The sequence below is a fragment of the Enterobacter sp. kpr-6 genome (genome assembly GCF_900116015.1).
GTDB lineage: Bacteria > Pseudomonadota > Gammaproteobacteria > Enterobacterales > Enterobacteriaceae > Enterobacter_D.
In genome coordinates, this window is record NZ_FOYH01000007.1 from 139,153 (window position 1) to 164,882 (window position 25,730).

General features: G+C 55.4%; 29 protein-coding genes and 1 other RNA gene. 19 read left to right on the forward strand and 11 right to left on the reverse strand.

Going from position 1 to position 25,730, the window contains the following annotated elements; translation table 11 throughout:
* Positions 1-8 precede the first annotated feature (8 nt).
* The 9 genes from exuR (at position 9) to BM373_RS16550 (ending at position 5,378) form a co-directional block, all read left to right on the forward strand.
* Entirely contained in the window at positions 9-785 is a 777-nt protein-coding gene (gene exuR / locus BM373_RS16510) for a transcriptional regulator ExuR (protein ID WP_090463700.1), read from the forward strand.
* Between the two features lie 330 nt (positions 786-1,115).
* Positions 1,116-1,778, forward strand: coding sequence for a DedA family general envelope maintenance protein YqjA (yqjA, locus tag BM373_RS16515; protein ID WP_090463703.1), 663 nt, complete (start codon positions 1,116-1,118; stop codon positions 1,776-1,778).
* 1 nt (position 1,779) lies between these two features.
* Complete coding sequence (mzrA, locus tag BM373_RS16520) at positions 1,780-2,163, forward strand: EnvZ/OmpR regulon moderator MzrA (RefSeq protein WP_090463706.1); 384 nt, start codon at positions 1,780-1,782, stop codon at positions 2,161-2,163.
* Positions 2,164-2,311: 148 nt separating this feature from the next.
* Positions 2,312-2,680 carry a DUF1090 domain-containing protein gene (locus BM373_RS16525; RefSeq protein ID WP_090463709.1) on the forward strand — a complete coding sequence of 123 codons (369 nt, stop codon included), beginning with the start codon at positions 2,312-2,314 and terminating at the stop codon, positions 2,678-2,680.
* Positions 2,681-2,712: 32 nt separating this feature from the next.
* Positions 2,713-3,021, forward strand: a complete 309-nt coding sequence (locus tag BM373_RS16530; RefSeq protein ID WP_090463712.1) for an ElaB/YgaM/YqjD family protein — start codon at positions 2,713-2,715, stop codon at positions 3,019-3,021.
* 1 nt (position 3,022) lies between these two features.
* Entirely contained in the window at positions 3,023-3,418 is a 396-nt protein-coding gene (locus BM373_RS16535; RefSeq protein WP_090463715.1) for a phage holin family protein, read from the forward strand.
* 35 nt (positions 3,419-3,453) lie between these two features.
* The gene (locus BM373_RS16540) at positions 3,454-3,714 is read left to right on the forward strand and encodes a YqjK-like family protein (protein WP_371261136.1); all 261 of its coding nucleotides are present in this window, start codon (positions 3,454-3,456) and stop codon (positions 3,712-3,714) included.
* 196 nt (positions 3,715-3,910) lie between these two features.
* On the forward strand, positions 3,911-4,303 hold the full coding sequence (locus BM373_RS16545; RefSeq protein WP_090463721.1) for a DoxX family protein: 393 nt from the start codon (positions 3,911-3,913) through the stop codon (positions 4,301-4,303).
* A gap of 70 nt (positions 4,304-4,373) precedes the next feature.
* On the forward strand, positions 4,374-5,378 hold the full coding sequence (locus BM373_RS16550) for a glutathione S-transferase family protein (RefSeq protein ID WP_090463724.1): 1,005 nt from the start codon (positions 4,374-4,376) through the stop codon (positions 5,376-5,378).
* 20 nt (positions 5,379-5,398) lie between these two features.
* On the opposite strand, the gene BM373_RS16555 is transcribed toward BM373_RS16550, so the two are convergent.
* From BM373_RS16555 to BM373_RS16565, 3 genes are read right to left on the reverse strand one after another with little or no spacing between them, the layout of a single operon-like run.
* On the reverse strand, positions 5,399-6,214 hold the full coding sequence (locus BM373_RS16555) for a sugar phosphate isomerase/epimerase family protein (protein WP_090463727.1): 816 nt from the start codon (positions 6,212-6,214) through the stop codon (positions 5,399-5,401).
* A gap of 56 nt (positions 6,215-6,270) precedes the next feature.
* Positions 6,271-7,557, reverse strand: a complete 1,287-nt coding sequence (locus tag BM373_RS16560; protein ID WP_090463729.1) for an ABC transporter substrate-binding protein — start codon at positions 7,555-7,557, stop codon at positions 6,271-6,273.
* Between the two features lie 11 nt (positions 7,558-7,568).
* Positions 7,569-8,747: an oligogalacturonate lyase family protein gene (locus BM373_RS16565; protein WP_090463732.1), complete on the reverse strand. Its 1,179-nt coding sequence runs from the start codon at positions 8,745-8,747 to the stop codon at positions 7,569-7,571.
* A 141-nt stretch (positions 8,748-8,888) separates the two neighbouring features.
* On the opposite strand from BM373_RS16565, the gene BM373_RS16570 reads away from it, so the two are divergent.
* Together BM373_RS16570 and BM373_RS16575 are read left to right on the forward strand one after the other, a co-directional pair.
* On the forward strand, positions 8,889-10,529 hold the full coding sequence (locus BM373_RS16570) for a hypothetical protein (protein ID WP_090463735.1): 1,641 nt from the start codon (positions 8,889-8,891) through the stop codon (positions 10,527-10,529).
* A gap of 223 nt (positions 10,530-10,752) precedes the next feature.
* Entirely contained in the window at positions 10,753-11,118 is a 366-nt protein-coding gene (locus BM373_RS16575; RefSeq protein ID WP_090463738.1) for a DUF805 domain-containing protein, read from the forward strand.
* 25 nt (positions 11,119-11,143) lie between these two features.
* On the opposite strand, the gene yhaJ is transcribed toward BM373_RS16575, so the two are convergent.
* A complete protein-coding gene (yhaJ, locus tag BM373_RS16580) occupies positions 11,144-12,043 on the reverse strand; it encodes a DNA-binding transcriptional regulator YhaJ (RefSeq protein ID WP_090463741.1) in 900 nt (299 codons plus the stop codon).
* A 104-nt stretch (positions 12,044-12,147) separates the two neighbouring features.
* Here yhaJ and BM373_RS16585 point away from each other — a divergent pair, with 104 nt between their 5' ends.
* Both BM373_RS16585 and BM373_RS21630 read left to right on the forward strand, forming a co-directional pair.
* On the forward strand, positions 12,148-12,849 hold the full coding sequence (locus BM373_RS16585; protein WP_090463744.1) for a pirin family protein: 702 nt from the start codon (positions 12,148-12,150) through the stop codon (positions 12,847-12,849).
* Positions 12,850-12,871: 22 nt separating this feature from the next.
* Positions 12,872-13,039, forward strand: a complete 168-nt coding sequence (locus tag BM373_RS21630; RefSeq protein ID WP_177220163.1) for a hypothetical protein — start codon at positions 12,872-12,874, stop codon at positions 13,037-13,039.
* A gap of 211 nt (positions 13,040-13,250) precedes the next feature.
* Here the strand turns inward: BM373_RS21630 and rnpB are convergent.
* From rnpB to garL, 4 genes are all read right to left on the reverse strand, one after another.
* An RNA gene (gene rnpB, locus BM373_RS16590) (RNase P RNA component class A) lies at positions 13,251-13,629 on the reverse strand.
* Between the two features lie 32 nt (positions 13,630-13,661).
* The gene (gene garK, locus BM373_RS16595; RefSeq protein WP_090463747.1) at positions 13,662-14,807 is read right to left on the reverse strand and encodes a glycerate 2-kinase; all 1,146 of its coding nucleotides are present in this window, start codon (positions 14,805-14,807) and stop codon (positions 13,662-13,664) included.
* 93 nt (positions 14,808-14,900) lie between these two features.
* Positions 14,901-15,791 (reverse strand): 2-hydroxy-3-oxopropionate reductase, encoded by an 891-nt coding sequence (gene garR / locus BM373_RS16600; RefSeq protein ID WP_090463750.1) that lies wholly within the window; start codon positions 15,789-15,791, stop codon positions 14,901-14,903.
* 31 nt (positions 15,792-15,822) lie between these two features.
* Positions 15,823-16,593, reverse strand: a complete 771-nt coding sequence (gene garL / locus BM373_RS16605) for a 2-dehydro-3-deoxyglucarate aldolase (RefSeq protein ID WP_090463753.1) — start codon at positions 16,591-16,593, stop codon at positions 15,823-15,825.
* A gap of 475 nt (positions 16,594-17,068) precedes the next feature.
* Here garL and garD point away from each other — a divergent pair, with 475 nt between their 5' ends.
* Positions 17,069-18,640: a galactarate dehydratase gene (garD, locus tag BM373_RS16610; protein ID WP_090463758.1), complete on the forward strand. Its 1,572-nt coding sequence runs from the start codon at positions 17,069-17,071 to the stop codon at positions 18,638-18,640.
* Between the two features lie 78 nt (positions 18,641-18,718).
* Here garD and BM373_RS16615 read toward each other — a convergent pair whose 3' ends face one another.
* On the reverse strand, positions 18,719-18,988 hold the full coding sequence (locus BM373_RS16615) for a hypothetical protein (protein ID WP_090463761.1): 270 nt from the start codon (positions 18,986-18,988) through the stop codon (positions 18,719-18,721).
* A 206-nt stretch (positions 18,989-19,194) separates the two neighbouring features.
* Here BM373_RS16615 and BM373_RS16620 point away from each other — a divergent pair, with 206 nt between their 5' ends.
* Positions 19,195-19,869, forward strand: coding sequence for a hypothetical protein (locus tag BM373_RS16620; protein WP_256214672.1), 675 nt, complete (start codon positions 19,195-19,197; stop codon positions 19,867-19,869).
* A gap of 58 nt (positions 19,870-19,927) precedes the next feature.
* On the opposite strand, the gene BM373_RS16625 is transcribed toward BM373_RS16620, so the two are convergent.
* A complete protein-coding gene (locus BM373_RS16625) occupies positions 19,928-20,935 on the reverse strand; it encodes an SDR family oxidoreductase (RefSeq protein WP_090463767.1) in 1,008 nt (335 codons plus the stop codon).
* 99 nt (positions 20,936-21,034) lie between these two features.
* Here BM373_RS16625 and BM373_RS16630 point away from each other — a divergent pair, with 99 nt between their 5' ends.
* A complete protein-coding gene (locus BM373_RS16630; RefSeq protein ID WP_177220164.1) occupies positions 21,035-21,652 on the forward strand; it encodes a TetR/AcrR family transcriptional regulator in 618 nt (205 codons plus the stop codon).
* Positions 21,653-21,723: 71 nt separating this feature from the next.
* On the forward strand, positions 21,724-22,614 hold the full coding sequence (locus tag BM373_RS16635; protein WP_090463773.1) for an oxidoreductase: 891 nt from the start codon (positions 21,724-21,726) through the stop codon (positions 22,612-22,614).
* A 56-nt stretch (positions 22,615-22,670) separates the two neighbouring features.
* Here BM373_RS16635 and BM373_RS16640 read toward each other — a convergent pair whose 3' ends face one another.
* Positions 22,671-23,480, reverse strand: coding sequence for a DeoR family transcriptional regulator (locus BM373_RS16640; RefSeq protein ID WP_090463776.1), 810 nt, complete (start codon positions 23,478-23,480; stop codon positions 22,671-22,673).
* A gap of 246 nt (positions 23,481-23,726) precedes the next feature.
* Between BM373_RS16640 and kbaZ the strand changes: the two genes are divergently transcribed.
* Both kbaZ and agaF read left to right on the forward strand, forming a co-directional pair.
* Complete coding sequence (gene kbaZ / locus BM373_RS16645; protein WP_090463779.1) at positions 23,727-25,031, forward strand: tagatose-bisphosphate aldolase subunit KbaZ; 1,305 nt, start codon at positions 23,727-23,729, stop codon at positions 25,029-25,031.
* 126 nt (positions 25,032-25,157) lie between these two features.
* Positions 25,158-25,592 carry a PTS galactosamine/N-acetylgalactosamine transporter subunit IIA gene (gene agaF / locus BM373_RS16650; RefSeq protein ID WP_090463782.1) on the forward strand — a complete coding sequence of 145 codons (435 nt, stop codon included), beginning with the start codon at positions 25,158-25,160 and terminating at the stop codon, positions 25,590-25,592.
* The last annotated feature ends 138 nt before the right edge of the window (positions 25,593-25,730 follow it).

Here is a 25,730-nt window from a genome sequence, read left to right on the forward strand (position 1 = left end):
GAGCGCATATGGAAATCACCGAATCACGTCGTTTGTATCAGCAGCTCGCCGCTGAGCTAAAGAGCCGCATTGAAAACGGCGTGTATCTTGTCGGTGATAAATTGCCTGCAGAACGCTTTATTGCGGATGAAAAAAGCGTCAGCCGCACCGTGGTGCGTGAAGCGATCATCATGCTGGAGGTTGAGGGCTACGTCGAAGTGCGTAAAGGCTCCGGCATCCATGTGGTGTCCAGCCAGGCTAAACATCATCAAACCCCGGATGAATCACTGGAGTTTGCCAACTACGGTCCGTTCGAGTTGTTGCAGGCCCGCCAGCTTATTGAAAGTAATATCGCCGAGTTTGCTGCCACCCAGGTGACCAAACAGGACATCATGAAGCTGATGGAAATCCAGGATAACGCGCGCAAAGAAAAATGCTTCCGCGACTCCGAATGGGATTTGCAGTTCCATGTTCAGGTGGCGCTTGCCACACAAAATACGGCGCTGGCGGCAATCGTTGAAAAAATGTGGACTCAGCGCGTGCACAACCCGTACTGGAAGAAACTGCACGATCACATCGATTTACGCACCGTGGATAACTGGTGCGACGACCACGATCAAATCCTTAAGGCCCTGATTCGTAAAGATCCGCACGCCGCAAAACTGGCGATGTGGCAGCACCTGGAAAACACCAAACAGATGCTGTTTAACGAAACCAGCGATGACTTCGAATTCAACGCCGACCGCTATCTTTTTGCCGATAATCCGGTCGTTCACCTCGATACCGTGGCAAGCGCGGTAAAATAAGCGCTTTCTTTTTCCTGTGCGGGCGTGACTGCGCCTGCGCTTGTTTCGCAGTAAGCTAACGGTATAGAGTGTCAGCCTTTGTAAATAGGCTGGTCACCCCCCTCCCCCGCAAGCAAAATCATTCCTCAACAGCCTGCAAATTCTGTGACGCAGAATCTGGGGGTTTGTTACAATTAGATGCACTTTGCCATTGCGTATGTTTACAGAGACCCCCGGTTTAGCTGCACTCTGCTTTACCCACGTGCGACCATAATGAAATAACGACAATATCGCCGTGCTTTTGGCTCTCTGTGTCCCGCGTGACGTTAACCGATGTACCAGGAATACTGAATGGAACTATTTACCCAGTTACTTAACGCGTTGTGGAGCCAGGATTATGAGACGCTGGCAAATCCCTCCATGATTGGCATGCTTTATTTTGTTTTGTTTATGATTTTGTTCCTGGAAAATGGCCTGCTTCCCGCCGCGTTTCTGCCCGGCGACAGCCTGCTGGTGCTGGTTGGCGTATTGATTGCCAAAGGTGCGATGGGCTATCCGCAGACCATTCTGCTGTTAACCGCCGCGGCAAGCCTCGGCTGTTGGGTCAGCTATATTCAGGGCCGATGGCTGGGAAATACCCGTATTGTACAAAACTGGCTTTCACACCTGCCTGCACATTACCACCAGCGCGCACACCATATGTTTCATAAACATGGGCTCTCTGCGCTACTGATTGGTCGTTTTATTGCCTTTGTTCGCACATTGTTACCAACTATTGCCGGACTTTCGGGTCTGAATAACGCGCGCTTTCAGTTTTTCAACTGGGTAAGCGGTCTGCTGTGGGTCGTGATCCTGACGACGCTGGGTTATTTGCTGGGCAAAACGCCCGTATTTCTCAAATACGAAGATGCGCTGATGTCCTGCCTGATGCTGTTGCCGGTGGTACTGCTGGTGTTTGGACTCATCGGCTCGCTGGTGGTGCTGTGGAAAAAGAAACATGGGAACAGGGAATAAGATGTTTACTCAACGCGTTGCCGTAAGGCGTTTCGCCCTGATGCTGACGCTACTTGTCGCGTTCAGCGTCCTTTTTGTCGCGTGGGCAACGTTACAGCAGCGAGAATCGACGCTGGCCATCCGCCCGGCCAGCCAGAGCGTTAGCGTGCCGGATGGCTTCTCCATCTGGCATCATCTGGACGCCAATGGCATTCGCTTTAAAAGTATTACCCCGCAAAACGATACCTTACTCATCAAATTCGACTCCAGCGCCCAGAGCGCGGCGGCAAAAGTGGTGCTCGATCGTACCCTGCCGCACGGTTATATCATCGCGTTACAGGACGATGACGACCATACTGCCGCCTGGCTGTCGCGGTTGCGTGACACGCCACATCGCCTGGGTTAGTGACTTCAATTATTCCGAATCTTTTCACCTACTTTGGTGTTCTCTCCGTTAGTTACTATGCTTAACAGACGGGCACGTTGTAACTCTTCTCATCAACTGGATATCGGCATCGCGTTGCGCTGCCGGGCAACAATGGAAGGTTTTACGAATGAAATACCGCATTGCGCTGGCGTTAGCCCTTATTTCTTTGAGTACCGCTTCACAGGCTGTTTCCCTTTGTCAGGAAAAAGAGCAAGACATACAAAAGGAAATCACTTACGCCCAGAAGCACAATAATCAGAGCCGGATTGACGGTCTGAACAAAGCACTCAAAGAAGTCAGAGCAAACTGTACGGACAGCAAGTTACGTGCAGATCACCAGAAGAAAATTGCCGGGCAGAAAGAAGAGATCGCTGAACGTAAGCAAGATCTTCAGGAAGCGAAGCAAAAGGGCGATGCGGATAAAGTGACCAAACGTGAACATAAGCTGCAAGAAGCACAGAACGAACTGAAAGCGCTTGAGGCTCGTGATTATTAAAGGAAGTTAACACTCACTCACTGGAGAGAACTATGTCTAAAGATACCACTTCGGAACATCTGCGCACTGAGTTGAAATCCCTGACCGATACCCTGGAAGAAGTGCTGAACAGCTCCGGGGAAAAATCGAAAGAAGAGTTGAGTAAGCTGCGCAGTAAAGCGGAACGCGCACTGCATGAAAGCCGTTATCGTCTGGGTGAAACCAGCGACGTCATCGCGAAACAAACGCGTGAAGCGGCAACCAAAGCGGACGAATACGTTCGCGAAAACCCCTGGACAGGAGTAGGCATCGGTGCCGCGATTGGTGTGGTACTGGGTGTGCTGCTAACTTCACGGCGCTAATATGGCAGATTCACGTCAAACACACGGGCCTGCAAAAAGCGTATTGGGTATCGGGCAGCGCATTGTCACCATCATTGTAGAAATGGTGGAAACGCGTGTGCGGCTGGCCGTGGTCGAACTGGAAGAAGAAAAAGCAAATCTCTTCCAGTTACTCCTGATGCTGGGATTGACCATGCTGTTCGCCGCTTTTGGTCTGATGAGTCTGATGGTTCTCATTATTTGGGCAGTCGATCCACAATATCGTCTTAATGTGATGATCGGCACCACGGTGGTACTGCTTCTGGCGGCGCTTATCGGCGGGATCTGGACGATGCGCAAAGTGCGTCACTCCACCCTGCTGCGTCATACGCGTCAGGAGCTGGCCAACGATCGGTCGCTGCTGGAGGATGACAAATAGTGAGCAATCAGGCTGAACGTCAAAAACGCAAAGCAATGCTGTTGAGCCAGATCCAACAGCAGCGTCTTGATCTCACCGCCAGTCGCCGTGACTGGCTTGAGGTGACAGGCGCTTACGATCGCGGATGGAACACGTTACTCAGCCTGCGCTCATGGGCACTGGTCGGAAGTAGCGTGCTGGCTATCCGCACCGTTCGTCATCCTAACTTTCTGCTGCGCTGGGCAAAACGCGGCTTTGGTGCATGGAGTGCGTGGCGTCTGCTGCAAACGACCATTCGCCAACAGCAACTGCGTTAATCCCCTCCTAACGCCGGGTAGCACGTTTACCCGGCGTCATTCCCTCAGATATTTTGAAGAAGATTGACAGTATTCCTAGCTAACAATCATTCACGCCCACGTTTATTATCCTCTCCATCGACAGCAAACCCGCGGCCCACGCCGTAATTGATTGAATTAATTCATCTGCACACAGAGTGAATTCCTGGAGAGGAAAATGAAAAAATTAGAAGATGTTGGTGTACTGGTTGCACGTATTTTAATGCCTGTTCTGTTCATCTATGCAGGCTGGGGCAAAATCACAGGTTATGCCGGCACACAGCAGTATATGGAAGCGATGGGCGTTCCGGGCTTCATGCTGCCACTGGTTATCCTGCTTGAGTTTGGCGGCGGTCTGGCAATCCTGTTCGGCTTCCTGACCCGTACTACGGCGCTGTTCACCGTGATTTTTACCATCATCACCTCGTTTATCTTCCACAGCAATTTCGCGGAAGGTGTTAACCAGCTGATGTTTATGAAAAACATCACCATTTCAGGCGGCTTCCTGCTGCTGGCAGTGACCGGGCCAGGCGCATACAGCATCGACCGTGTGCTGAATAAAAAGTGGTAATCTGACTATACTGAAAGAATCAAAAAACGAGGGACCTTCCCTCGTTTTTGCTATCCGGAGGAGAGAGAAAATGGGACAACTGATCGACGGCGTCTGGCATGACACCTGGTATGACACCAAATCAACCGGAGGCAAATTTCAACGTTCTGTCTCGGCTTACCGTAACTGGCTCACCGCCGATGGCGCGCCGGGTCCAACGGGCGAAGGCGGTTTTGCAGCAGAAAAAGACCGCTATCATCTTTACGTCTCGCTGGCCTGCCCCTGGGCGCACCGCACGCTGATCCTGCGCAAACTGAAAGGCCTGGAGCCGTTCATTGACGTGTCGGTAGTCAATCCGCTGATGCTGGAAAACGGCTGGACCTTTGATGACAACTTCCCGGCGGCCACCGGTGACACCCTCTATCAGCACGATTTTCTCTATCAGCTTTACCTGCATGCCGATCCGCACTACACCGGTCGCGTCACGGTGCCGGTGCTGTGGGATAAAAAGAATCACACCATTGTCAGCAATGAATCCGCTGACATCATCCGCATGTTCAATACCGCGTTTGATGCCCAGGGCGCAAAAGCAGGCGATTACTACCCGCCGGAACTGCGCGATAAAATTGATGAACTGAACGGCTGGATCTACGACAACGTGAACAACGGCGTCTACAAAGCCGGTTTTGCCACCAGCCAGGAAGCCTACGACGACGCCGTGACCCATGTGTTCGAGGCGCTGTCCCGCCTGGAACAGATTCTGGGCCAGCACCGCTACCTGACCGGCGATCGCCTGACGGAAGCCGACATCCGCCTGTGGACCACGCTGGTTCGTTTTGATCCGGTCTACGTGACCCATTTTAAATGCGACAAGTACCGCATCAGTGATTACCTGAATCTGTACGGCTTTTTGCGCGATCTCTGGCAGACGCCGGGCATTGCGGAAACAGTGGATTTCGGCCATATCCGCACGCACTACTATCGCAGCCACAAAACCATTAACCCGACGGGGATTATTTCCATCGGCCCGTGGCAGGATCTGGACGAACCGCACGGTCGCGATACCCGTTTCGGCGCGGGTGAATCCGACGAGTAATCCTTCATGCGGCAGCGGATTTACCGTTGCCGCAGTTTTGCCAGCAGGCTCTCCGCTTCATCAATTACGGTTTGTACCGAAGGCCGGCACAGACACTCCAGCGACACCGCTCCCTGATACTCCGCCTGCCTGAGCGCAGCCACAATCTCCTCTACCGGCATGTGCCCGTAGCCCGGAAATCCGCGATTTGAATCCGCAAGGTGAACGTGGCGCAGCCGCGCGCCCAGCGTGGCAATCGCCTGCGTGAAGTCCGGATCTTCAATGCTGGCATGGAACATATCCCACAGCACGCCGACATTTTCCGGCGCATCGGAAAACGCCATGTAATCCATCATCTCCTGTGCGCTGTGCAATTGACTCACTTCATAGCGATTGAGCGCTTCCAGAATCAGCACCACTCCGTTGCGCCGGGCGTATTCCACGCACGGATGCAGCGCCGCCGCCAGTTCATTCATATACTGCGCCGTATCCAGCGGCAGCGCCGTTACCCGCAGCGACCCCACCGTCACATGGCTGCTCAGTTCAGCGGCGGCATCGATATGTTCAAACAGCCGCGTCTGGGTGCGACGCACCACGGCTTTATCCGCCGATAACAGCGTCAGCCCGTCGCGTTTGCGCGCCTGCCCGGTGGCGATCGTCGTGCAGCCCAACCCCCGACGACGAAGGGCATGACGAAGACTTTTTACATCCAGCTCTTCGTAATCGTTAATACACAGTTCAGCGGCGTCAAAGCCGCTTTCTGCCAGCCAGTCCAGCCCGCGACTGAACTGCGCCGCCGGAAAGGGAGAAAAGAGCGTGTCGTACTGACACGCCAGTGTTGCGCTGAAGGTGATCATCGTCCGAATCCCGGTGAGGTAATGCGCCGAAAGATTGCGCTTCCGGCGCGGGAAGATTATTTCCTGATGGCCCGCTGCAAAATACGCCCGGCATTTTTCTCGAAGATCGGTGCCGCTTCTGCCACCGTCACATTGCCGTGATCGATGTTCTGGATAGTGTCATGCCAGAGTGCCACAAGCTGCGGGTTGTCGAAGTACGGCGACGTCGGGATCTGGTGCGGTAACGCCAGCGACGATTTGATCCCGGTGACGGTAATGTTGTCATCCTGGATCGCGCCGCTCGACGACAGTTGCGCCCAGGCTTTTTTACTCAGCGGCGTGCCGCGCTCAAGCCCCATCGCCTCCACGCCTGCCGGATCGTTCATCAGGAAGTCGATAAGTTTCGCTGACTGCTGAGGATATTTAGTGCTTTTACTCACGCTGAACATCATGGTGGGTTTCAGGAACAGCCCCGCATCTTTCGCGCCCGGCAGCATAAAGAACGGCCCCAGTTCCAGCTTGTCATACGGCGCGGCGAGATTGTTCTCATACATCACTGCGTTGGTGTTCCACATGTAGATCCCGCCCCACATCCCCTGGATCCAGGGTTTCATTTCCCAGGTGTTGGATTTGCCATAGGACGCCAGAACGCGGGTGGAAGGAAAGACATGGCTGTCGACCAGATCTTTGTAAACCTGGAAGAACTCCACCCACTGCTGCGGGGTGTAATTAAATTTCCCGCTTTTTTCATCTATGGCCGCAATATTATATTTTTGCACCATCCATGATTGTACCAGGGTAATCGATTCCATATAATCGAGCACCAGTGGATATTTATTTTCATCCTTCGCTTTAAAGGCTTTACCCGCTGCTTTTAATTCATCCCAGCTTTGCGGATATTTCACCCCCATTTCCTGCCATAATTTCTGATTGTAATAAAAGCTGCGGGCGGTCATCGCTACCGGAATACCGTTGAGCTTATTATTAACCATCACGCTTTTCAGCGACTGCGGATCGTATTGACTGAGATCGAAGCTCTCTTTTAATTTCAGTAAATCGTAAAAGCCCGTCCCGTCTTTAGAAAAGAGCGGCAGCCAGTTCCAGTTGGTCTGAATCACATCCGGCTCGTTGCCGCCCGCAATTTGCACTGTCAGGCGGGAGAGATAGCCTTCCCAACCGGCGTATTCCGCTTTGACTTTAATCTCCGGGTTTTGCTTCTCAAATAACTCAATGGCTTTCAGCGTTGCCTGATGGCGGCTGTTACCGCCCCACCAGGAGATGCGGATCTCAGCGGGCTGAGCCAGCGCCGCGCTGGCGCAAACCAACAGCAGTGAAGCCGTCACGGGCATGAATTTCTTTAACATCGCGCGTCCTCTCAGGAGTGAATGCTGCGTAACACATCGTCGGGAATAGCCGCGAGATAGAGCGCGGGCTTGCCGTCTTTATCGGAGCTGAACAGCACCCCTTTCTCATCCGGCGTAAAAGAGGGATGCGGATGCGTGACCTGGCGATCGCCATCCAGCACGCGCCAGGAGGAGCTGTGGCGCGCCACTTTGTGCGTCTGTTGTTTATTAATATCAAACAGATAGAGATAGGGATCGGTGACGTCGCCGTACCCGGCATTGTCAGCGATATCAATGGGTTTGCCGGAACCGTCGCCCACCACCAGCGAGCCGTTGTCGTTGCTCATCACATGCGAGCACGGCGGCATGGCGAGCAGTTTTTCGTCGGCCCCGCTTTCCCCGTCCACCCGGCACAGATAGCGCACCGGACTGTCCTTGACGTAGGTGACGTACATCAGCGCCGAGCCGTCAGGCACCCAGAATTCATGGGTGTAGCTCTCGCCCGGCTGCGGCTCTTTGGCTTTACGAATGTGGCTGCCGTCTTCATTCATCAGCCACATCCGCGCATCCACCCGATCCAGCGGCCCTTCGTGGCAGAACGCGACCGTGTTGTCGTCAAACGGGCGGTAGATGGGATGTCCAAGCCACTGATTTTCTTCCAGCAGCGTCACGCGGTGTCCGTCTTCCAGCGAAATGCGGATCACCCGGCATCGCGGTTGTTCAGCGTAAAACTCCTGAAACACCGTCCAGTCGCTGATAGGACGCCAGCTATCACGGTGAATTTCCACGCCCACCAGTTTGCTGCAATCGGAATTTGCCACCCAGGTGCCGTACCCTACCCACTCGTCGGGTACGCGATAGACTACCGTTTCCTGAAGTGTCGTCAGATCGACGCGCATTAAATTCCGTTCGGCCTTCACGTAATAAAGCGCCGTTTCATCCGGGGAGAGAAAACCGCCAAAAGTATTATCGCCCGGCCCTTCGGTAAGCTGTTTGGCTTCGCCGCTGGCGATATCGAGTAAATAATAATTACGGTGCTCGCTAAATTCCCCGGCAAATATCAGCCTGCGCCCGCCATCAAGAAAACATTTTTGATAGAAGTAATTACGGTGACAAATAATATCCGGCGGCGTCAGGCGAATAACGCGCGCGCCGGTATCTTCATCGGTATATTCAACATAGTGAAGTTGAACGATGTCCCCTTTAGCCATTATCTCTCTCCGTTCGTTTTAAATAACGTGGTTAACCCATGCCGCAGGCGTGCCTGCGTACATCACATTTCAGAAATGTATCCGTCGATCGTCCGGGCGCTTGCCCGTATGGTGAGAGGACATGCTCACTGTGGAAAGGTCATGATGTCCGCTGCACCGCTGTTATTACTGGAAGTCAACACGGCAAAAATCTGGGACTGGCCCTGTTTCCTGCGTATTGCGGCCCTGCTTAAGGCGCATTCATTTAACGGGCTTATCATTCACCAGCAGACGCTGCTTGCCGATCTGGTTGCCCCTTCGCCCGGCTGTCGTCCTGGCGATATTCGTCCGTTGATCCATCGCCGTGATAACGCGCTGTTATATCTGCAAAAGATTGGCCGCTACTGTGACGAACAGCATCTGCAACTGTGGTTACAGGGCGAAGCCGTCCCCGAGTGCAGCGAACTGAAAGCCAAATTCCCGGAGTTCTTTTTAGCGGACACCCGCAGCGATGACGCCCGCTTTACCGACTGGCTGTTTGGTCAGGCGATCCCGGACCTGCTTCAGGCTCTGCCGTCTGTGCGCGGCCTGCGGCTTTCGCTCTCCTCCTCGGAGATGAGCGACAACGCGTGGACCGGCACGCTGCACCAGCTCTATCAGTCCGTGCGCCGCCAGGGTCGCCAGTTAGTCCTGCGCGATTACCGGGATAAAACCTGGCCGCGCCACATGTTAAAAACGGCCCTCGACGCGCTGCCCGCCGACGTTTGCGCCTCCATTAAAGCCACCGAACTGGATTACCGTCCGGGCTTTGCCAACAATCCCAATCTCACTACCCTTGCGGGTTACCGCAAATGGCTCGAATTCGACCTGTGGGGCATCGAATACGGCTGGACGCTGCTGCCCTGCTATTTGCTGGAGGAGTTCCACCAGCGCCTGCAATGGATCGGCGGGCTGGATGATGCGCCGCCTGAAGCCATCACCTTGCGTCTTAACTGGGAGTGGGTCCCGGATCTGGAACTCACCGACTCCCTCAATGAAATCAATCTCTTTGGCCTCGCCCGGCTGGTGCGCGATCCGCACAGTACGCCGGACTTACTGGCAAAGGCATGGCTGCAAAAGCAGTCCACTCAGCCGCTGCCGCTCCCGGTGGTGACGCAGTTCAGCAATCTGCTCGCCGCCAGCTACGAGTGGAGCTGTAAAACGCCGACGCTGCTGGGCCGTGTTTTACAAAGCCACAGCCAGCCGCCGTGGAATCTGCAACAGGCGTTGCACCTGCTTCATCTCGATACCCGCAGCGCCAACTGGGTTCAGGCGTTCCAGCCGCTGATGCCCGCCGACGATCCTGACCTGGGCGTGCAACAGTTTCAGCTTATTGAACTGGAGCGCCAGCAAACGCTGTTCCTGGCCGGCCACATGCAAACGCTGGCCCAGCAGTTACAGGCGCACAGCTTTCTTTGCCCGACGCTGACGCAGCGCATCATTGACGGCACCACCCGCGCCCTGTGGTATACCCGCGTGTTTAGCGCCGTCACCCGGTCAATTGTGCTGCGGATCTGGCTGCGTAAATACGGCGCACAGCCCGGCATTCAACAACAACTGACTGACGCACTTCAGGCGCTGCGCCACCTCAGCCGGGAACTCGACGCCTGGTTTGCCACCGACGGTCAGCATCACCCTTACATCTTCCAGACCCTGCTCAACCCTGTGCGGCTGCTTGAGCTTGCCCGCAGTCTTGAGGAGGATTTGCCTTCCGGGATCAGCATGGCGTTAACCCCCGGGGGTGTAAATCTGCCCCGGCGCTGATCGCCACGCCAAAAGGCGTGCTGGCGGCTAAAAAGCGAACACGCTCACAGAACGCGATCTTTTCAGGTGAGGTGGATCACGGTGATCAACTTGCGTTTTGTGATCCGGCTCGGTACTGCCCGCACTAATTCATTCGGGTGATATTTACCGCCCAACCATTCATAGCTATTCTTAATTTGATTGCTTATAAAACAGTGGATTGGCAATAAATTGAGGTGTTGACATGGACTGGTATTTTAAAGTTCTCAGGAACTACATTGGATTTGGTGGCCGGGCGCGCCGCAAAGAGTACTGGATGTTTATTCTGGTCAACATTGTGCTGACCGGGGTGCTTGGCGTGGTGGATAAACTGCTCGGCTTTCAGCGCGCGGGCGGGGAAGGCATTCTGACAACGATTTACGGCGTGCTGATCTTTCTGCCCTGGTGGGCGGTCCAGTTCCGCCGGCTGCACGACACCGACCGCTCGGCGTGGTGGCTGTTACTTCTGCTGATCCCGGTCATCGGCTGGCTGGTGATCATTATCTTTAACTGCCAGAACGGGACACCGGGCGAAAACCGCTTCGGGCCGGACCCGAAACCGCTTTCTTAACAACTTACTCCTCCGCACGGAGGAGTTATTTCTTGCCCATAAACAGCTTCGGAATTTCGCGCAGGCACCAGGCTTTTGCTTCGCCCATGCTGTCGCGCCGCCAGGCCATAATAATGTCGATTTCACTGGTGGATTCCGGGCTGACAACCCGCAATCTTCCTTCGGCGATATCCTGCTCTACCAGTGAATAGGGCATGGTCGCCACGCCTAGTCCCGCCAGCAGCGCCTGACGTTTATCTTCAATCGAACTGACCGTCAGACGCGGCTGTTTATCCAGCAACTGCACGGTTAACACCGGGCGCTCGCGGGCGGTATCCGCCACCGCCACGCCACGGTATTTCACGCGGGTGACTTCCGACAGCGGTTCAGGTTCATGGTGAATGGGGTGATCCGGCGCAGCCACGTAGACATTCATCAGGGTGTAGAGCTTGCGCGAGTTGATTTCCGAGGAGGAACGGAAGTGCATATCCGGCGCGATGACGATATCTGCCCGCCCCTGCTCCAGACGCTCCCACGCCCCCGCCAGTACCTCGGTGATCACCGATAGCTGGGTGTTAGCTTTGGTGGCGAGTTTTTCCACCAGCGGGAAAAACGAGGGGGTTGGCACCAGCGCTTCGGTAACCAGCGTCAGATGCGTCTCCCAGCCGCGTGCCAGCGCTTCGGCATCGGTGGTCAGTTTATCCGCCGCTTCTAACAGCACGCGCCCGCGTTCAAGCAGCATTCGTCCGACGTTGGTGAATTTTGTGCGATGCCCGGAACGATCGAAGAGCACCACATCCAGCTCTTCTTCCAGTTTTTGCATGGTGTAGCTGAGGGCAGAAGGCACGCGGCCCAGTTCGTCCGCCGCCGCCGCAAAGCTGCCACGCCGATCAATGGCATCCATCACGCGCAGCGCTTCCAGTGTTAAAGCCCTTTCTTTGGCCATCACATTCTCATTCAGTAAATTTGAACATACCGGGCAGAATATCTGGCTAACAATGCAGCGTCCATACCTTTACCATTGATTTCGTGTAAAGAGAGGTCAAGATTATGATTACTACCAGAACCGCCAAACAATGCGGACAGGCTGACTTCGGATGGCTTCAGGCCCGCTACACCTTTTCCTTTGGACATTACTTCGACCCAAAACTTCTGGGATATGCTTCTTTGCGCGTTCTGAATCAGGAGGTGCTGGCTCCCGGCGCGTCCTTCCAGCCGCGTACCTATCCGAAAGTGGATATTCTGAACCTGATTCTGGAAGGCGAAGCGGAATACCGTGACAGCGAAGGCAACCATGTCCAGGCGAAAGCGGGCGAAGCGCTGCTGATCGCCACGCAGCCGGGGATCAGCTACAGCGAGCATAACCTGAGCAAAGATAAGTCCCTGACACGGATGCAGTTGTGGCTCGACGCCTGCGCTGAACGTGAAAATCCGCCGGTGCAGAAAATCGTCCTTGCCGACACCGCAAAGCAACTGCTGGCCTCGCCCGACGGCAGCCAGGAGAGTTTGCACCTGCGTCAGCAAGTGTGGCTGCACCATATCGAACTGGCAAAAGGCGAACAGCTTAGTTTTCAACTGCATGGGCCGCGCGCCTATTTGCAGTCGATTCACGGCACCGTGCATGCGTTAACGCCGGGCGAAGATCGCGAAGCGCTCACCTGTGGCGACGGCGCTTTTATTCGTGATGAGGCTAACATTACGCTCGTCGCCGATACGCCGCTGCGCGCTTTACTGATAGATTTACCGGTGTGAACCAGGGTACGGGAGTGCGCAAATGAGTAAAAAACAGAAGAAGAATAAACCGGTGGCTGTGAAGGTGCCGGTAATGCAGCCAGAAGCCGCCCATGTGCGTCTGGCCTTCGGGTATGACGAGATGCTGAGCGAGCTGGAAGCGATTGTCGCGGATGCCGAGGTGCGGTTGTCTGAGGAAGAGGCGGCGTAGCCCGCTTTAATCCCCCTCACCCTAACCCTCTCCCAATGGGAGAGGGGACAGATCGAGCACAGACTTGCCTTTCCCCTCTCCCTTGAGGCGAGGGGCCAGATTGAGCACAGACTCGCTTTTCTCCCTCTCCCCTGGGGAGAGGGCCGGGGTGAGGGGAAAACCTCTCCCCATCCCCAAAAGCAAAAACCCCGCCGAGGCGGGGTTTTTTAATAGGTGAAACTGACCGATAAGCCGGGTTCTGTCGTGGACAGTCATTCATCTAGGCCAGCAATCGCTCACTGGCTCAAGCAGCCTACCCGGGTTCAGTACGGGCCGTACCTTGTGAACCCCTATTTGGCCTTGCTCCGGGTGGAGTTTACCGTGCCGCGAACTGTTACCAGTCGCGCGGTGCGCTCTTACCGCACCCTTTCACCCTTACCTGATCCCACTTGCGTGGGCCATCGGCGGTTTGCTCTCTGTTGCACTGGTCGTGGGTTTCCCCCCCAGGCGTTACCTGGCACCCTGCCCTATGGAGCCCGGACTTTCCTCCCCTCCGCCCGTCTCCCCCCGAAAGAGGACGACGACGAAGCGGCGACTGTCTGGTCAGCTTCGGCGCGCAGTATAGAGGGTTTGCACGCCGCTGTCACCCTTCCGTCAGCATCCCCACCTGCAATGTGGCGGCAATGTTGCGTGAAGCGCGATAAATATTGTCGAATGCTCCGCGAAAGGCTTCTTCCAGCGTGGTAACAGAGGTTAATACGCTAAATACCGCGTCGATGCCGCAGGTGTGCACGACGCCGACGTCGTGCGTCAGGCTGCCCGCGATACCGATCACCGGCTTGTGGTATTTCTTGGCCACTGTCGCGATGCCCATCGGCACTTTGCCGTTAATGGTCTGGCTGTCGATGCGGCCTTCGCCGGTCACCACCAGCGTACAGTCGTGAATATGTTCTTCGAGGTTTAACGCCTCGGTGACAATCTCAATCCCGCTACGTAATTCCGCGCCGAGAAACGCCATCAGTGCCGCGCCCATACCGCCCGCCGCACCCGAACCCGGTACGTCTTTCACATCCACCCGCAGCGATTTTTTAATCACGCTGGCGTAGTGGGCAAGATTGTTGTCCAGCTCGACGATCAGCGCTTCCGTGGCCCCTTTTTGCGGGCCAAATATCCGCGATGCGCCCTTTTCACCGATCAGGGGATTGGTCACGTCGCAGGCCACGCGGATCGCACACGCTTTCAGACGCGGATCGAGCCCGCTGATATCAATCGTATTAAGCGTGTTCAGGCTACCGCCGCCGTAGCCGATGCTGGTGCCGTTGGCATCGCACAGCTTCGCGCCGAGCGCCTGCACCATGCCCGCGCCGCCGTCGTTGGTGGCGCTGCCGCCAATGCCGATAATGATGTTGCGCGCCCCGTGATCCAGCGCATGAAGGATCAGCTCGCCGGTCCCGCGCGATGTGGTAATCAACGGATTGCGTAATTCAGGAGGAACCAGTGCCAGCCCGCTGGCCGCCGCCATTTCAATAAAGGCCGTTTTCCCGTCCCCGGACATCCCCCAGCGCGCGTCAACAGCAGTCCCTAAAGGCCCGGTCACACGGGCGACCTGTTCAGAACCCTGGGTGGCAGCAATCATCGCCTCAACCGTTCCTTCGCCACCGTCGGCGACAGGGACAGCAACGTAATGCGCTTGCGGAAAGATTTCCCGAAATCCTTTTTCTATCGCCTGGGCCACTTCTGAGGCGGACAGGCTTTCTTTATAAGAGTCTGGGGCAATGACGATTTTCATAGGGAATAGCCTGTTACGACTTAGCGCCGGAGGGTGTGACTCACCGGCTCACAGGTTAAGCCCGGCAGCGGGGGGCCGCCGGGTATTACGGTATTAGCGAGTGACTTCGATTTTCGCCAGTTTTTCGTAGTAGCACGCGATGGCGCTGTGGTCATCGTTGCCATGCCCGTCGGCACGCAGCGCCTGCATCATTTCCATCACCGCCGCGGTCAGCGGCAGTTGCGCGCCGACGCCGTGAGAGGTGTCCAGCGCGTTCGCCAGATCTTTAATATGCAGATCGATGCGGAAGCCCGGCTTGAAGTTACGATCCATCACCATCGGCGCTTTCGCTTCCAGCACGGTGCTGCCTGCCAGACCGCCACGGATCGCCTGGAACACCAGATCCGGGTTCACACCGGCTTTGGTCGCCAGGGTCAGCGCTTCAGACATGGCGGCAATATTCAGGGCCACAATTACCTGGTTTGCCAGTTTGGTCACGTTGCCCGCACCGATTTCACCGGTATGAACAACCGAGCCTGCCATCGCTTTCATCAGGTCGTAGTATTTGTCGAAGACCGCTTTGTCACCGCCCACCATCACAGAGAGGGTGCCGTCGATCGCTTTCGGTTCGCCGCCGCTGACCGGCGCGTCGAGCATCTCCACGCCTTTCGCTTTCAGCGCCTCGCTGATTTCACGGCTCGCCAGCGGTGCAATTGAACTCATGTCGATAAGCACTGTGCCAGGCTTCGCGCCTTCGATGATGCCGCCTTCGCCCAGCGCCACTTCTTTCACGTGCGGGGAGTTCGGCAGCATGGTGATGATGACATCACACTGTTCCGCCGCTTCTTTTGCGGTTGCAGCAGTTTCCGCACCCGCGGCAATCACTTCAGCCACAGCCTGCGCATTACGGTCAACCACCACCAATGAGTAACCTGCTTTAATGAGGTTCTTACTCATTGGTTTACCCATAATACCAAGGCCAATAAAACCAACTTTCATCGTCATAATTACGTCTCTCTTTTAATATCGGTGGTCGTTATTTTTTAAAGGAATCGGCTAATTTCTGCGTACCGGCGCGGAATACGCCCAGATCGCTGCCAACGGCAACCACGGTCGCGCCCCACTCCAGGTAACGCCGAGCGTCGGCTTCAACCGGGGCCAGGATCCCGCTCGGTTTACCGTGCGCTTTGGCACGGGCAAAAATGTGCTGGATGGTACGCTGCACTTCCGGGTGCGCGGCGTTGCCGAGATAACCGAGGCTTGCAGCCAGATCGCTTGGCCCGACAAAAACCGCATCGATGCCGTCGGTCGAGAGGATCGCATCAAGGTTATCCACGCCCGCCTGGCTTTCGATCTGCACAAGAATTGAGATGTTTTTGTTGGACTGAGCAAAGTAGTCAGGCACGGTGCCGAACATGTTAGCGCGATGGGAAACCGACACCCCGCGGATGCCTTCCGGCGGATAGCGGGTGGATGCCACGGCCAGCACCGCTTCTTCTTCGGTTTCAACAAACGGGATCAGGAAGTTATAGAAGCCGATATCCAGCAGGCGCTTAATCACCACCGGATCGTTGGTCGGCACACGCACAACCGGTGCGCTGGGGCTGCCCTTAAGCGCCATCAGCTGTGGCACAAACGTAGTGATGTCGTTAGGCGCGTGTTCACCGTCCAGCAGCAGCCAGTCAAAACCGGCGAGGCCCAGCACTTCAGTCGTGATCGGGTTTGCCAGCGCTGACCAGCAGCCAATCTGGATTTGCTGTGCCGCCAGCGCAGCTTTGAACGTGTTCGGAAAAATCGTGTTATTCATCACATATACCTTGAATTAACCGTTGCTTAAACCTTCAGTCCCATACGTTATCAGAGCTGAGCAGCCATTTATTTATCTTCTGACCTGACGCCAGCGCCGGGTTATATCACTTAAACATGACGCAGATAATTAATGGATATAATGAAGCGCGTTAAACGCATCCGATACAATTAAATTGGGGATCAGTATAATCACGCCGCAGGCATGATGCATTGTTGCTTTGCTCAAGATAATCGGGGAAGGCATCTGATAACTTGAGCATATGCACAAGAGACTGGGCGGTAATGCACAGATTTATAGATTGCCCGCCTTGCGGGGCCTGCAACCGCAAAAAGGAGTGATCTGCATCACGTTTCGCCAACCAAACTCCTGACATGCTTTATTCCATTGCAACGCTTTTTAATTGCCAATAATTAGAAATCCACTTTTTATTTAATACTTTTCGTCATCTAAATTGGTTGGAGAATACTGGACAATGGCCGATATCGAAATCAGACAATATTCGCCGGCAGCGTTTTATATTAAAGTGCATGACACTGATAACGTCGCGATTATTGTTAATGACAATGGCTTAAAAGCGGGGACGCGCTTCCCGGACGGCCTTGAACTCATTGAACACATTCCCCAGGGCCATAAGGTGGCGCTGGTGGATATCCCGATCCATGGCGAAGTCGTGCGTTACGGTGAAGTGATCGGCTACGCGGTTCGCGACATCGCGCGCGGGAGCTGGATTGACGAGTCTACCGTATCACTGCCGGAAGCCCCGCCGCTTAACACCCTGCCACTGGCGACCAAAGTGCCAGAGCCGCTGCCACCGCTCGAAGGGTACACCTTCGAAGGCTATCGCAATGCCGATGGCAGCGTCGGCACCAAGAACCTGCTCGGCCTCACCACCAGCGTGCACTGCGTGGCGGGCGTGGTCGATTACGTGGTGAAAATCATCGAGCGCGATCTGCTGCCTAAATACCCGAACGTGGACGGCGTGGTGGGGTTAAACCACCTCTACGGCTGCGGCGTGGCGATTAACGCCCCGGCGGCAGTGGTGCCGATCCGCACTATTCATAACATCGCGCTGAACCCCAATTTTGGCGGCGAAGTGATGGTCATCGGCCTCGGCTGTGAAAAACTCCAGCCGGAGAAACTGCTCCAGGGCACCGAGGACGTGCAGGCCATTGCGGTAGATGATGCGAGCATTGTGCGTTTGCAGGATGAACATCACGTCGGCTTCCGCTCGATGGTGGACGACATTCTTCAGGTGGCAGAACGTCATCTGATCAAACTGAACCAACGTAAACGTGAAACCTGCCCGGCCTCGGAACTGGTCGTCGGCATGCAGTGCGGCGGCAGCGATGCGTTTTCCGGCGTGACCGCTAACCCGGCGGTGGGTTACGCCTCCGACCTGCTGATCCGCTGCGGCGGCACGGTGATGTTCTCGGAAGTAACCGAAGTGCGCGACGCGATCCATCTGCTGACGCCGCGCGCCATCAACGAAGAAGTGGGCAAGCGCCTGCTCGAAGAGATGGCCTGGTACGATAACTATCTGGACATGGGCAAAACCGACCGCAGCGCCAACCCCTCGCCGGGCAACAAAAAAGGCGGCCTGGCAAACGTGGTGGAAAAAGCGCTCGGCTCGATTGCCAAATCCGGTAAAAGCGCCATTTCCGAAGTGTTGTCACCGGGTCAACGCCCGACCAAACGCGGCCTGATTTACGCCGCTACCCCGGCCAGCGACTTTGTGTGCGGCACCCAGCAGGTGGCTTCCGGCATTACGGTGCAGGTCTTCACCACCGGGCGCGGCACGCCGTACGGCCTGATGGCGGTACCGGTGATCAAGATGGCGACGCGTACCGAACTGGCAAACCGCTGGTACGATTTAATGGACATCAACGCCGGTACTATCGCCACCGGCGAGGAAAGCATCGAGGATGTGGGCTGGAAACTGTTCCACTTCATTCTGGATGTCGCCAGCGGCCGCAAGAAAACCTTCTCGGATCAGTGGGGGCTGCACAACCAACTGGCGGTGTTTAACCCGGCTCCGGTGACGTGATCATGGTTAAATATAAAAGGGGCTAAGGCCCCTTTTTTTGTCTGAGTGAAGCGTCGTTCTCTGACTGCTCATCGCCGGTTATTTTTTGCGGAACAGAAAAGTGGTAATCGCCGTTAGCACCCCGATCAGAGGCATGGCGATCGCCCCGGCCAGAAAATTATGGTGGTCTATCTGGTTATTTCTGCGGATATCAGCAAAACGGGCAAGTGCACTTTTCTCACTCATTGCACTGACTTCTTCAAATTGTTTTTTATACCCTTGCTGAGTTAATTGCGCGGCGCGGTCTACATCTGATCTTTCCAGCGCAATAGTTTGCTTACCCTTTTGAAAAAAGCAGTAATCCGGCATTGAGTGCTCCCTGTTGAGAACGGTATTTTTAAATCAATATATCCTATTTTGATACCGTTGCCATACATTTTCCTGCCCGAAAGCCTGTGTGATTTAAATCAATGTCGATGATTTTACTCAATAAAAAATAACAAAAAAGACTAAAGATTTTTCTTATCTGTCCGTTGTAGGTTATGGCATTTTTAATTAAGGGATTAGAACTCATGATGAATAAATTATTAATAACAGGTGCACTGTCTTTAACATTTCTGACAGGTTGTGCCGGGAACCTCGATTCTCATAAAGTGCGGGCCGATAACGGTAGCACGCTGGATGTTGCCACTATCTTTGCACCAGCAGATATGAACAATAATCGCTATGCGGATCCGAAATTGCGTGAAGTATCCCCGGCGCATTCCAGTGCCGGGATGGGGCTGGCGGTATTAGGTGCTGCCCTTGGCGGGGGGATCAGTAGCGGTGCATTTGATAAAGATAGCTATAAAGGCTCGTCCATTGAATCCATGCCAGAGCCTACCGCGCGTTATTTAGGGCCAAAAGCCGAAGTCAAAATCCGCGACTGGCTCAACAAAAATGGTAACGGGCATGCTTACACACAACCGCTGTTTATTGCAGCCGCTCAGTGGTCGCTCGTCTATACCGACATGTCAGCCAGCAACAGCAATTACGATTTAACCTACCGCGTGAAATTCTATAAACGTCAGGAAGGTGGAAACATGCTGAGTGCCTATGTGGTGTCAGAATGTGCCCCGACACATGCAACAGCACAACTGAGCGACTGGAAAGCTAACGGCTACGCGAAGGTCACCCAGGAAACGCAAAAAATGATGGATGCATGTCTGCTTGAACTGGAAAATCAGCTGCCTCGATTGCTGAAAAAATAGCTATCCACACTGCCTGATAGCACCGGCGGGCCTGTAGCAAGCTCGCCGGTTGTAACTCTTATGAAGACGAGAGGTCCAGAAGCTCTCCCCCCTCCTGCGCCAGACGCGCCAGGTAGTGTGACGCATCCAGAATCTGATAAGGGAAGTACAGACCAGGTGCGACCGGCGGCTTTCCATCCAGCCCGATTAACCGTTCCAGAAGCAATGCTATCCCCATTCCCGTAAGGGGTGCCGCGCCGCCCGGATGCACTACCGCATGTCGGGTCTGGAGTGCCTGCCCTGAGTGGTCCAGGCCTGCAATCTCAAGGATGATCTCCGTCGAGAAATTCCCCCCTTTGCGTCGGCTTGAGCTGATGCCCATGCCCAGATTGAACTGTACGCTGGTTGCCCCCGTTGCCGATGCCAGCCCAACCACATCGATCGATGAAAATCCCGTGGCTGTAATTTCGCTTCCATCAAGCGCTGAGAACACGGCTTTTGCCTCATCGCCCTCGCGCCAGATGTAATCTCCATCCCGGCGCGTAAGTGCCGCTGGCAACAGATGATTCAGGTGTTCGAAATCCGCAGCGACGGCAGGACCGCCGACATCTTTTTCATCCACCAGCGCGCCCATACGGATTTCATGCACCTGACTGAATGCGTGGGACAGATGGAGTGCAGGCACTGTCGTGGCACCGACCAGCCACTCATATCCGAGAACAATCGCTGATGCCTCCGGCGACTGCATAAAGCTGGCGATCTCCGGGGCGATTTCGAATATGCCTGAAGAGATGCTCAGATACGGCACACCGCGCGATTGCGCAAAGCGGAGTGCGGCGAGTGAGCGGTCATGGTAGAGGACAACCACTGCACTGATTTTCTGCTCACCGAGGCCCAGATCCGCAGAGGTTGTGTCGATCTGTATCCCCTGGGCGCCCTTAAATTCAGCCGCAGCATTCTGCGCTTTCGTCAGATCGCGACCGCCTATCAGCAGAGGCAGATCGGGGTACGTCGCCTTCAGTGCACGGGCTGCCTGATGCCCAATCGCACCGGAGCCGCCAAGCAGTAATACAGGATCAAAAGACATAAGTAAGGTTCCTTATTTGCGTGATAAGCTACCATTAGTAGGAAAGATAGCACCGAAGATAACAGAAAGCTACTTTTGGTAGGTTTAATAAAGAGAGATATGAAAAAAGAACTCCCCCCGGCATCCGGTCCTGCTACGCGCAGCAGGTTAACGAAGGCAGAGCGGCGTATGCAGTTACTCCACACCGCACTTCTGATTGTTCAGGAAGAAAACGCAGATCGTCTGACGCTCGGACACCTCGCCGTGCAGGCAGGTGTTTCCAAGCCCGTGGTATATGACCACTTCCCTACCCGCTCGGCGTTACTGATCGCCCTGTACAGGTGGATTGATATGGAGCGGGTCAGGGCATTCGCTGAGGCGATGGCCACCACCCTCAGAAGTGCGGAGGAAACGATACAGTTGCTCGCGAGCACCTATATCCGCTGCGCCGCAGACAATACAGACGTATTTCACGCCGTTGGTGCGGCACTGGCGGGCAGCGAAGAGAAGTCCGCGGTCTTTCAGGAACTTCTGGATAATTGCGTCGCGATGTTCATATCGGTCCTGACACCCTACGTAAAAATGTCACCCCTCTCCCTGCAACAATGCTGCATCGGCATCGTTGGCGCAGGAGAAGCGCTGTCCGCCGCGCTCGTCCGTGGACAACTGAATGAGAATGAAGCCATTACCTCTTTCGCCTTACTGATCCGGGGAGCGGTTCAGGTAAGCGAAAGCTGAGAGGCGTTAAGAGGGGACCTGGCTAGAATTGTATTCTGATTAACCAGCCTTTAGTGATGAAGGAGAACACCATGTCTGACCGTTCTGCGATTGCCCTGCTTGGCCCCGGCGCTATCGGTACGACCATCGCCGCAGCACTGCATGAAGCTGGCCGCACGCCCGTGCTTTGCGGGCGCACCGCGCATCCGCAGTTAATTCTGCGTCACGATGAGGGAGAAGTTACCGTGCCAGGCCCGGTACTGAACAAGGCGGCGTCTCTCAGTCAACCGTGCGATCTGGTGTTTGTGGCGGTGAAAACCACGCAGGACGCGGACAGCGCCGACTGGCTGGCCACCCTGTGCGATGAAAATACGGTGGTGTGCGCCCTGCAAAACGGCGTGGAGCAGAAAACCCAACTGGAGCCGTATGTGAATGGCGCGACGGTGGTGCCGTCGGTGGTGTGGTTCCCGGCCCAGCGCGAGCCGGATGCTTCTGTCTGGCTGCGCGGCCAGCCGCGTCTGACGCTGCCGGATACGCCGCAGGCACAACGCATCGTTGATGCACTGAGCGGCACCCGCTGCGCGGTTGAACTTGCTGATGATTTCCTCTCCACGGCCTGGCGCAAACTGCTACAGAACGCGGTGGCCGGGCTGATGGTGCTATCTAATCGCCGTGCCGGGATGTTTTCACGTACCGATATTACGGAACTGGCGCTGGCTTATCTGCGCGAGTGTCTGGCGGTAGCCCGTGCGGAAGGTGCGCGACTGAGTGATGCGGTGCCGCAGGAGATCGTGGACGGTTTTCACCGCGCCCCGGCGGATTTAGGCACCTCGATCCTCGCCGACCGCCAGGCTAATCGCCCGCTGGAGTGGGATATCCGCAACGGCGTGATACAGCGTTACGGTCGCGCGCACGCTATCCCGACGCCGATCAGTGACGTGCTGGTTCCGTTGCTGGCAGCCGGGAGCGATGGGCCAGGGTAATTCCTGATAACCGCCCGGCGGCACAAATATCACGCCGCCGGGCTATAACTGCGGTTTTATGCGGGCACCAGCACCACTTCGATACCGCTTTTGCGCAGGCTATTGAGGCTGTCGGCCGGAATGCCTTCATCGGTAATGATCATGTGAATACGCTGGGTATCGATGATTTTATGCAGACTTGAGCGGTCAAATTTGCTGGAGTCCGTCACCACGACAATGCGCTCCGCCACTTCACACATCCGGCGGTTGATCCGGGCCTCGTCCTCGTTATGCGTGCTCACCCCCCGCTCCACATCGAACGCATCGCTGCCGAGAAACAGCAGATCGAAATGGTAGTTCTGCAATGACTGCTCGGCCTGATCGCCATAGAACGACAGCGACTGGCGGCGCAGATGCCCGCCCGTCATCAGCAGTTCCACCCCCTCCGCCTCCAGCAGCGCATTCGCCACATTCATGCCGTTAGTCATGACGATCACATTCTGATGGTGCCGCATCAGGCGGGCGATTTCCCAGGTGGTGGTACCGGAATCCAGAATCACCCGCAGGCCGGGGGTAATCAGATCTGCCGCGACTTTCGCAATATTGCGTTTCACCGCCGTGTTGAGCGAGCTTTTGTCCTCAACGGAAGGTTCCGCGACAGAAACCCCGCCTTCGCAAATCAGCGCGCCACCGTAAGCTCTCACGGCAATACCCTGCTTCTCCAGGAAGGTTAAGTCATTGCGGATCGTCACCGTGGAAACGCCAAATAATGTAGATAAATCATTAACCTGCACGCTTCCGTGCTGACGCAGAAGCTGAATGATTTGCTCACGTCGCTCGCTGGTGCCCGCTACACGCTTATCCGTTGGGGTGTCCGAATCACTCATAACGCATCCTTTTTACTTTCGTTTCATTTCGATTCCGTTATTAACGCCTTTCTGTTAGCAGATTGCAAGGGGCCGGAGCGGGAAAAATGCGCGGTGAATTGTTGTCATAGACCTTTCACTATGTTTCTTTTGTGAAACGGATCGTAATTTTATTATCTTCCGTTTTATTTTTAATCGCCCCTGATACAGGATTAATAGAAATAAAACGAAAGACAACCTTCAGTTAAAACTGAAAAGGACAGGAAAGTGAAACATCTGACGGAAATAGTTGAACGCCATAAACGCAACGCGCAAAGCGGCATCTATGCGGTGTGTTCGGCACATCCGCTGGTGCTGGAAGCCGCGCTGCGCTTTGCGCGTCAGACCGGCGGCCCGCTCCTCGTCGAAGCAACGTCGAATCAGGTCGATCAGTTCGGCGGGTACACCGGCATGACACCGCAGGATTTCCACGATTTTATTTTCAGGCTGGCCCAGGAACAGAACTTCCCGGCCGGGCAGCTTATCACCGGCGGCGATCACCTCGGCCCTAACCGCTGGCAGGATCAGCCGGCTGAGGTCGCCATGGGCCATGCGGAGGAGCTGATCAGGCAGTATGTCGCTGCCGGGTTTAGCAAAATTCATCTCGATTGCAGTATGTCGTGCGCGGACGATCCGGTCCCGCTGACCGATGAGATTGTTGCCGGGCGTGCAGCACGGCTGGCAAAAATCGCGGAAGAGACCCATCAGGCCTGCGCGCACAAAACCGATCTTGTGTACGTCATTGGCACCGAAGTGCCGGTGCCGGGCGGCGCGCATGAAGCCCTCGGCGAGCTTGCCGTCACCACTCCGCAGGCGGCGCATAAGACGCTGGAAGCGCACCGGCTGGCGTTTGCCCGTGAAGGGCTGGAGGCGATCTGGCCGCGCATCATCGCCCTGGTGGTGCAGCCCGGTGTGGAGTTCGATAACACGCAGGTCATTGATTACGTGCCGGAAAAGGCCCAGGCCCTGAGCCAGGTGGTGGCCGATCTCGATACTCTGATTTTTGAAGCCCATTCCACGGATTACCAGACGCCGCAGGCGTTAGCCCGGCTGGTGAACGATCATTTTGCCATTCTGAAAGTCGGCCCGGCGCTCACCTTTGCCCTGCGTGAAGCGCTGTTTGCACTGGCGGCGATTGAAGAGGAATTGCTGCCTGCCCGCGCCTGTTCGGGCCTTCGTGCAGTACTGGAAGACGTAATGCTGGAAAAACCGGGCTACTGGCAAAGCCACTATGCCGGGGACGGTCATGCCCGCCGCCTGGCGCGTGGTTACAGCTATTCCGACCGGGTGCGTTATTACTGGCCGGATAAAGAAATCGATGCCGCTTTTGCCCGGCTGGTCAGCCATCTGACCCATGAAACTATTCCGCTGCCGTTACTCAGCCAGTACCTGCCTACACAATATGTGCGGGTGCGCGAAGGGCAGATTACGGCCACGCCGAAAGACTTAATTATCGACCACATCCAGGACGTGCTGCGCCAGTATCACGCGGCGTGTTGTGGCGATCCCATTAATCACAGCCAATCCGCGTAAAGTGAGTCATGCGATGGTGAAATGGCAGACCGGCGTGATAAATAAGCGGATGCCTGATGGCGCTCACCCTGGTGCCCGGCATGGTGGGTCGTTCTGCCATTTTCTGTAAATCAGAGAGGAATTAGGATGTTAGGTATTATTCTGACCGGCCATGGCGGGTTTGCCAGCGGCCTCGAACGTGCGATGAAACAGATCCTCGGCGAGCAGGCGAAGTTTATCGCTATCGATTTTGGTGAATCCTCCACTACTGCGTTGCTTACTGCGCAGATTCAGGAAGCCGTACAGACGCTTGATGACGGTGAAGGCATCGTGTTTCTCACCGATTTGCTGGGCGGAACGCCCTTTCGCGTTGCCTCGACGCTGGCATTAAGCCAGCCGGGGTATGAAGTGATCACCGGCACCAACCTCCAGTTGCTGCTGGAAATGGTCATGGAGCGCGATGAACTGAACGCCGTCGACTTTCGCCAACAGGCGCTGGCGTGCGGTCATCGCGGCCTGACCAGCCTTGCCGACGAATTGCTGCGCGACCATGCGCCCGCTTCTGAAGAAGAAGGGATCTGATCCCGCGCCATTCTGTGTAACCTCATTTTGTCGGCAGGATTTTCTTGCCGACTTTTTCATTTCATTTCGTTATGCCCCCGCCCCGCTTTCGATCCGCCGATAGTCTCCTGTTGATACATCGTTATCTCGCTCACAATT